Here is a 7,413-nt window from a genome sequence, read left to right on the forward strand (position 1 = left end):
GAGACCCGGTTCACAGCGGGACACAAACGGACGATCCGGTCCCTATGAAGTGGTCCGGCGTTCCCGAGGTCGCCACGCAGCGGGTGATGACCCAGGCGCTCGCCACCCAGTACGTCTTCGGCGGCGGCTCAGCCCTGCTCGCCGCCCTGGGCGCCGACGGCCCGTGGTGGGACCGAGCGGCGCTGGGTGCACTCGCGCTGACCGCGCTGGCCGCCGGCGCGGTCACCTTCCGCTGGGGAGCGCGGTGGCCGCGGCCCGCCTTCCACGGAGCGGTGCTGCTGGGAACCGTGCTCATCGGAGCCGGCGTGGTGCAGAGCCCGGACGCGGCGACGGCCGTGTCGGTCGGGGCCCTCACCACCTTCCTCGCCATGGCCGCCTGCTTCTTCTTCAGCCTGCCGCTCGCCGTCGTCCACCTGACCCTGGCCCTGGGCGGGCTCACCGCCGGGCTGCTGGTGCGCGGCGACGTCTCACTGCTCACCGCCCTGTCGATCGACGCGATGATCGTCGGGCTGAGCGTGGTCACCCGCGGGCTCGTGCTGCGCGCGTCCAGCGCCAGTCGAGACCCGCTCACGGGGCTTGCGAACCGGCGCGGCTTCGACCACGCGCTGCACGAGGGAATGCGGGCGGTCTCGCGCACCGGCGAGCCGATGTCGGCCGCGCTCCTGGACCTCGACCACTTCAAGGCCATCAACGACTCCCAGGGCCACGACGCCGGTGACCGGGTGCTGCGCCAGGTGGCCAAGGTGTGGCGCAAGGACCTGCCCGCGACGGCCGTGCTCGCCCGGCACGGCGGCGACGAGTTCGCCCTGCTGCTGCCCGGCATGGCCGGTCCGGCCGCACTCGACCTGGTGCGCCGGATCCGCGACCAGTATCCCGATGTCGGCATGTCCTGCGGGGTCGCCGAGCACCAGCCCGGCGAGAGCGCCGCGCAGCTGATGCGCCGCGCCGACCTGGCCCTCTACACCGCCAAGGCGACCGGCCGCGGGCGGTGCGAGCTCGACGGCGGTGCTGCCTCCACGCTGGCCACCGACCTCGCCGCGGCCCTCGACGCCGGCTCCATCACCGTGCACTTCCAGCCGATCCTCGACATGCGCGCCGACCGGGTCGTCGGCGTCGAGGCGCTGGCCCGCTGGACGCACCCCGAGCGGGGCCCGGTGTCGCCGGTGGAGTTCATCGCCGTCGCCGAGCAGTCCGGCCTGATGCCGCGGCTGGGCGAGCACGTGTTCCGGACCGCCTGCGCCGAGCTCGCCGCCCTGCACGCCGCGACGGGACGTCGGCTGCGCGTCGGCATCAACGTGTCCGGCCGCCAGCTGGCCGACCCCACCTTCCCCGAGCGGGTCCGTGCCGTCCTCGCCGAGACCGGCTGGCCGGCCGCCGAGACCGTCATCGAGGTGACCGAGAGCCTGGTGGAGGCGGAGTCCTCCACCGCGGTGGCCGCGCTGCACGAGCTGCGCGCGCTGGGCCTCGGCGTCGCCATCGACGACTTCGGCACCGGCTACTCCTCGCTCAGCCGGCTGGACACCCTGCCCGCCGTCATCCTCAAGCTCGACTCGTCGTTCATCGCCACCATCACCAGCTCGACGCGCCGCGCCACGATGCTGCGCAGCATCGTCGGGATGGCCGACGTGCTCGGGTTGGACGTCGTCGCCGAAGGAGTGGAGACCCCGGAGCAGGACGCCCTCCTCCGGACGATCGGCTGCAGCTTCGGTCAGGGCTGGCTGTACGGCCGACCGGCACCGCTGCCCGACGTCGTCGAGCTCCTCGACCGCTCCGACCGCATCGCGGCGTCGTCCCGCTGACCCACCCGGCCGCGGCGGTACGCTGGCCGCCGTTCCTGAACGTTCCGTGTAACTACCTGCTGTCGGCCCGGCCGGCGGATCAAGGCGGCACGCCCGATCCGCAGACGCACGAGGTCATGACGCAGTCCCCCGTTCTCCGGCACGCCGGACTCTCCTACTTCCCGCTCGCGTTCATCGCGCGGCTGCCGTTCGCGATGATGGTGGTCGGCGTGCTGACGCTCGTCGTCGCCGAACGCGGCTCGGTGACCCTCGGCGGCCTCAACTCCGCCGCCGCCGGCCTCGGCACCGCCCTCGCCGGCCCGCTGCTCGGCGCCGCCGTCGACCGGTGGGGCCAGCGCCGGGTGCTCGTCCCGGTCGGCCTGCTCAACGCCACCCTGCTGGCCGCCTTCGTCGTCGTCGTCTCCAGCTCCGCGGCCGACGTCGTCGTCCTCGCGCTGTCGGTCCTCATCGGCGCCAGCGCACCGCAGGTCGCACCGCTCTCCCGCACCCGCCTGGTCGCTCTCATCAATCGCTGGGTGGACCCCGACCACCGCGAGAAGACCCTCTCCGGAACCATGGCCTACGAGTCCGCGGCCGACGAGACGGTGTTCATCGTCGGCCCGTTCCTCGTCGGCCTGCTCGCCAGCGCGATCGCCCCGTGGGTGGCCATCGCCGGCGCCTCCGCGCTCACCTTCGTCTTCGTCACCGCGTTCGCCCTCCACTACACCGGCCAGGTCGACCCGGGCACCGACGCCACACCGGTCGAACCGGCCGCCGTCCGCGAGCTGCTCCGCTTCCCGCTGATGACCGTCGTCGTCGGCACGCTCGGCGTCGGATTCTTCTTCGGCGCCACGCTGACGAGCCTCACCGGCTTCCTCGCCGCCGACGGCGACGGCGACCAGGCCGGTCTGCTGTACGGCGTCATGGGCATCGGCTCGGCCGCGCTCGCCCTGGGTTCGGCCGTCCTGCCGACCCGATTCACCCTCCGGGCCCGCTGGCTGACCTTCGGCTCGCTGCTGCTCGCCGCCGCGATCGCCTTCGCCTGCGCCCGGAGCGTGACCGGCCTGGTGATCGCGCTCGCGATCCTCGGGCTGGGAATCGGCCCGACGCTGGTCACCCTCTACAGCCTCGCCGCGCAGCTGAGCCCCACCGGCCGCTCGGCGACCACCATGACGATGCTCGGCTCCGCGGTCGTCGTCGGCCAGGCCGTCACCTCGGCCGTCACCGGCCTCGTCGTCGACCGCCTGGGCGCCAGCACCGCGCTCGCCGCCCCTGCCGTCTGCGCGAGCATCGTGGTCGCCGCCGCCGTCGCCCACATCCTCTCGGCCCGGCGCCGGACCGAGGAGCGGGAGCTCGTCCCCGCCTGAGCTGAGCCGGCGAGCACGACCGGTACGTCCTGAGCCGACGACCCGGCGTGCTGCCGCGGTCGCGAACCTCCTGCGCCCGCGCCACCTGGCGCCGCATCGACCCAGCGCAGGTCAACAGCATGCTGAGCGACCGGCGGACCGGCACGAGCCGGCTCGACGCCGTCCGCACCGACTCACGGGTGAGGGAGGCCCGGCGCGAGCAGGCCAAGGCCCCCGCGCGCCCGACGGGCCCGGCCACCGAGATGGCCGGGCCCGTCGTTCACCGGCTCAGCAGAGGCCGTCGGCCCGGCGGCGGCTGAGCACCGTCAGCCCGAGGCCCAGAGCGAACGCCAGCAACCCACCGAGCAGCGCCCAGATGATGGCAGTGCCGGTGTAGGCGAGCGTCCCGTCGGTGCCGGCAGTCCTCCCGAACACCGTCCCGCCGTCGCTCAGGCCGTCGCGGAACGACACCGGAGCCCCCGTGGGAACCATGCCCGGGGAAGCGCCCGGCAGCCCGGACGTCGGGACCTGGGTGCCCGGCGTAGCCGGTCCGGTGCACGTGGCGCTCGCATCGCCCAGGACGCCGACGGCGGTGCCGCAGACGGTGATCGGCGCATCAATGCCGACGCCCGTGCCCGGAGCATCCGCGCCGGACTGCAACGCCGAGGCGGTGCAGTCCGCGCTCGCATCGCCGAGGACGCCGAGGGCGTTGCCGCACACCAGCACGGGGGCGTCGACGTCGAGGAGGGACGCGGTGCCCCCACCCGAGCCCGCCGACGGACCACCGGACGCGCCACCGTCGGCGGTGGCGGTGCCGAGGACCGCGACCGCGTTGCCGGTCACGGTCACCGGCACGTCGGCGTCGACCGCCGAGCCGGTGGAGCCACCGGACGGCGGCTCAGCCGGGGGCTGGGCGACGTTCAGCCCGCCGACGTCGGTGGCGTTGCCGCCGATGCTGACCGGGACGGCGACCGCGACGCTCCCGAGGTCAGCGGCCAGGGTGCCGCTGAGTGCCGGCAGTCGGATCTCGGCCGGTGTGTCCCCGGGTGCGGTGCCCAGCAGCGCGAGTGCGTTGTCGGTGACGGTGACCGGGGCGGTCACCGCGACCGCGCTGTCGTCGGCGGACGCGAGGCCCGTGCCGGCGGCGAGCAGACCGCCGGTGAACAGGGCCGTCTGCAGCCCGCGCTTCATCCACACGTTCATGAAAGGTGCCTTCCTGACTGAGGGACCGGTCCGGTCGGACCGGCGGTAGAGCCGCGGTCAGCACCGGGCTGACCAGGGCCTTCTCAGTCGGGAGCGAAGGCGGGGTCGAACGCGCGGTCGGCCGCGGCGTCGCGCGCGTCGTCGACTGCGGCGCCCAGCGCCGTGAAGCCGGCGGGAGACGTCGCCGCCGGCAGGTCGGCCACCGGCTGGTCGGGGGACGACGGTCCGCTGAGCGACGTCGGTGACGGCGCACCGGGCGGCACGGCCGGTCCGTGCACCGGCACACCGTGCTCGCCCGGAAAGGGAACCGGCGCGGCGGTGGAACCGGCGCCGTGGCCCTCGGCGACGACGCCGGAAGGAGCACCCGCTGCGGAGCCGGGGTCGGCGAGAACGGAGGCGGGAGCCGGGCCGGCGAGCGGCCCGTCCGTCGTCGACGGCGCCGGCTCACTGGGCACCGGCTCACCGGTCGCGACACGCACCGGGTCCACGACCACATCCGCGACGGGCCGCACCACCGGCGCCAGCACCGGCTCCAGGACCGGCGAGAGAGCGGTGGCCACCGGTGCCACTACGGGCTCCACGACGTCGACGACGGGAACGACGAGCGTCTCCGTCACCTCGACCGCCTCCAGGACTGGCGCGACCGCCGTGGGGACCGGGGACAGCAGGTTCCCGGCCCCGTCAGCGACGCCCTGCACCGGAGCCACCACCGGGGCCAGAGGCGGTGGCGCATCGTCCGCGGCTGCGGCCGACGAGGTGGCCGAGCCGGCCAGCCAGAGCCCGGCGCCGAGGCCGGCCAGCACGAGCGCGCGCCGAGCCATCGCCGACCCGCACGGACGGCGAAGGGGAGCCAGCATGGTCCTGGCCATCACGCCTCCTCCACCGCCGGTGATCGGCTTCTCACAACCAGTGAAGGGCCGCTCCCCGAGGTCCGCCAGCTGAACCGCGTCGCTCGATCAGGTGTGAGAAGGCTCGATCCGGTCACCCGGCGTGAGGGTCGGACGCGGAGCGCGGGCGACGCAGATGGGCCGCGGAGCCTTGTCGCACAGTCGCCCCGACGACGTACCGTCTCCAGTGACCATCGTCATACGGGGGTGTCATGGCTCTGCTCCGCCGACTCGGCGCCGCCGCGCACGAGGTCGCCCGCCTGTCCACCGACACCGCCGCGCTGGCTGCCGTCCCGGTGCTGGTCGGCGCCGGCCTCGTCGGTGGGACGGCGACCCGGGCGGTGAGCGGATCCCTCCACGTGGCCAAGCGCGCGGCCGTTTCCGGCACCCGGGCCGTCGGCACCCTCGTGACCGGGTCCGACCCGCTGCCCAACGGCCACCTGCACGACCTGCTGGACGCAGCCAGAGGCATGGTCGAGCCGCCCGCCGCCCGGCACACCCGGCGAGTGTGGCGCGACCGTGACCACCTGCAGATCGAGTTCGCCGCCGACGACGGGACCCCGGGCGCCACGCAGTCACTCAGAAGGCACCTGGAGCGGCTCGAGGGCGTCGAGTGGGCGACGGTCAACGACGTCGTCGGCCGGGTGCTGGTCGCCGTCGACGCGCGCCGCGTCGGCATCGAGGACGTCGTCGGGGTCGTCACCGACATCGAACAGGCCCGCGGCGGCAGGAGCGTCTTCCCCCAGCGCCCCGACCACCCGGCCGACCTCGAACCTCTTCTGGCCGCCCTCGCCGCCGCCGCCGTCGACACCGCCGCCGTCGGAGTGGCCGCCGTCGGCAAGGTGCTGCCGATCCCCGCCCTCACCCGGCACGCCACCCTGCTCATGGCCCTCCTCGACACCCAGCGGTGGCTCAAGCGGGCGGTCACCGACCGCATCGGCCCGGTCGGCACCGAGCTGGCGTTCGAGGGCACCGGCGCGCTGCTGCACTCCCTCACCCAGAGCCCCACCGTGCCGGCGCTCAACGCCGCCGCCGCGATCCAGCGGGCCCTCGAGGTGCGCGCGCGGCGCCAGGTGTGGCGCCGCCGCGAGCGCGAACTGTGCCGGCCCGAACCGGACGACGACGCCGAGCCGCTGGCGCTCCCCGGACCGCGGCCCGGTGAGTTCCCGAAAGGCCCCGTCGAGACCTACCGCGCCCGCCTCGACCCCACCGAGCTCGCCGCCGCCCTCGGCCTGCTCGCGCTCACCCGCCGCCCCGGCCGCTCCGCCGACTTCATGAAGGCGCTCACCCCCAAGGCCGCCGTCCTGGGCCGGGAGTCCTTCGCCGCCACCCTCGGCCTGCTGCTGTCCCGGCGCGGGGTCCTCCCGATGGACGGCTCCGCCTTCCGCCGGCTCGACCGCGTCGACACCGTCGTCGTCGACGGCGCTGCGCTGTGCACCGGCCCACCGGTGGTGGCCGAGGCCACCGCCGAGGCGGACGGGTGGGACGACGCCGCCGTCTGGACGGCGGCCACGCGCCTGCTCACCGGGAGCGGCGACGACGGCGTGCGGCTCGGGCCACCGCGGACGACGGACGACGTCCCTGGCGGCGAGGTCCGCTCCCTACTGTCGGGCCGGCGCCGGGTGGGCACCGTGACCGTCGCCGCCGAACTCGACCCGCACGCCGAGGCGCTGCTCTCGGCCGCCACCGACGCCGGCCTGCACCTCGTCCTCTCCCGGCACGTGGGCACCGCCGAAATCGCCGGTCTGGCCGACGACGTCGCCCCCGCCGGCGAGCCGCTCGTCGAAACGGTCCGGCAGTTGCAGGAGGACGGGCACGGCGTGCTGCTGGTGTCGGCCGTCGACGGCCACGCCCTGCTCGCCGCCGACATCGCGGTGGCCCCGGTCCTCGACGGCCGGGCCCCGGCCTGGGGCGCGGACCTGATCACCTCCTCCGGCCTCGCCGACGCCTGCCTGGTCGTCGCCGCCGCCGCGGACGCGCGGGCGACCAGGCAGGCGTCGGCGAGGCCGGAGGCTGTATCTAAGAAACATCTGACGCTGCCGAGGAAGAGAGAAGGGTAAGTATCGATGTACGCTGTATCAATATAAAAAAAAAGGAAATCATAGTCGTTGAAATCAAAAACTACAAAGATCTGACAGAAAAACACAGAGTCAGATGTGAGCATTAAACGACAGAAAGTGAAGATAACTTGTACAATCA

General features: G+C 74.2%; 5 protein-coding genes. 3 read left to right on the forward strand and 2 right to left on the reverse strand.

Features of this window, described 5'->3' with window-relative positions:
- Nucleotides 1-44 precede the first annotated feature (44 nt).
- Together C5508_RS08625 and C5508_RS08630 are read left to right on the forward strand one after the other, a co-directional pair.
- The gene (locus tag C5508_RS08625) at nucleotides 45-1,799 is read left to right on the forward strand and encodes a putative bifunctional diguanylate cyclase/phosphodiesterase (RefSeq protein ID WP_157944040.1); all 1,755 of its coding nucleotides are present in this window, start codon (nucleotides 45-47) and stop codon (nucleotides 1,797-1,799) included.
- Nucleotides 1,800-1,915: 116 nt separating this feature from the next.
- Nucleotides 1,916-3,145: an MFS transporter gene (locus tag C5508_RS08630; RefSeq protein ID WP_104524538.1), complete on the forward strand. Its 1,230-nt coding sequence runs from the start codon at nucleotides 1,916-1,918 to the stop codon at nucleotides 3,143-3,145.
- A gap of 267 nt (nucleotides 3,146-3,412) precedes the next feature.
- Here C5508_RS08630 and C5508_RS08640 read toward each other — a convergent pair whose 3' ends face one another.
- Together C5508_RS08640 and C5508_RS19520 are read right to left on the reverse strand one after the other, a co-directional pair.
- Nucleotides 3,413-4,327 carry a hypothetical protein gene (locus tag C5508_RS08640; protein WP_104524540.1) on the reverse strand — a complete coding sequence of 305 codons (915 nt, stop codon included), beginning with the start codon at nucleotides 4,325-4,327 and terminating at the stop codon, nucleotides 3,413-3,415.
- An 83-nt stretch (nucleotides 4,328-4,410) separates the two neighbouring features.
- Entirely contained in the window at nucleotides 4,411-5,196 is a 786-nt protein-coding gene (locus C5508_RS19520; RefSeq protein WP_157944041.1) for a hypothetical protein, read from the reverse strand.
- A gap of 230 nt (nucleotides 5,197-5,426) precedes the next feature.
- Between C5508_RS19520 and C5508_RS08655 the strand changes: the two genes are divergently transcribed.
- A complete protein-coding gene (locus C5508_RS08655; protein ID WP_232797011.1) occupies nucleotides 5,427-7,274 on the forward strand; it encodes an HAD family hydrolase in 1,848 nt (615 codons plus the stop codon).
- The last annotated feature ends 139 nt before the right edge of the window (nucleotides 7,275-7,413 follow it).

The organism is Blastococcus atacamensis (genome assembly GCF_002938425.1).
Classification (GTDB): Bacteria; Actinomycetota; Actinomycetes; order Mycobacteriales; family Geodermatophilaceae; genus Blastococcus; species Blastococcus atacamensis.

What these genes read in the sequence shown, in the direction of transcription:
- C5508_RS08625 (WP_157944040.1), top strand. Translation starts at nt 45, where the DNA reads ATGAAGTGGTCCGGCGTTCCCGAGGTCGCCACGCAGCGGGTGATGACC.
- C5508_RS08630 (WP_104524538.1), top strand. Translation starts at nt 1,916, where the DNA reads ATGACGCAGTCCCCCGTTCTCCGGCACGCCGGACTCTCCTACTTCCCG.
- C5508_RS08640 (WP_104524540.1), bottom strand. Translation starts at nt 4,327, where the DNA reads ATGAACGTGTGGATGAAGCGCGGGCTGCAGACGGCCCTGTTCACCGGC.
- C5508_RS19520 (WP_157944041.1), bottom strand. Translation starts at nt 5,196, where the DNA reads ATGGCCAGGACCATGCTGGCTCCCCTTCGCCGTCCGTGCGGGTCGGCG.
- C5508_RS08655 (WP_232797011.1), top strand. Translation starts at nt 5,427, where the DNA reads ATGGCTCTGCTCCGCCGACTCGGCGCCGCCGCGCACGAGGTCGCCCGC.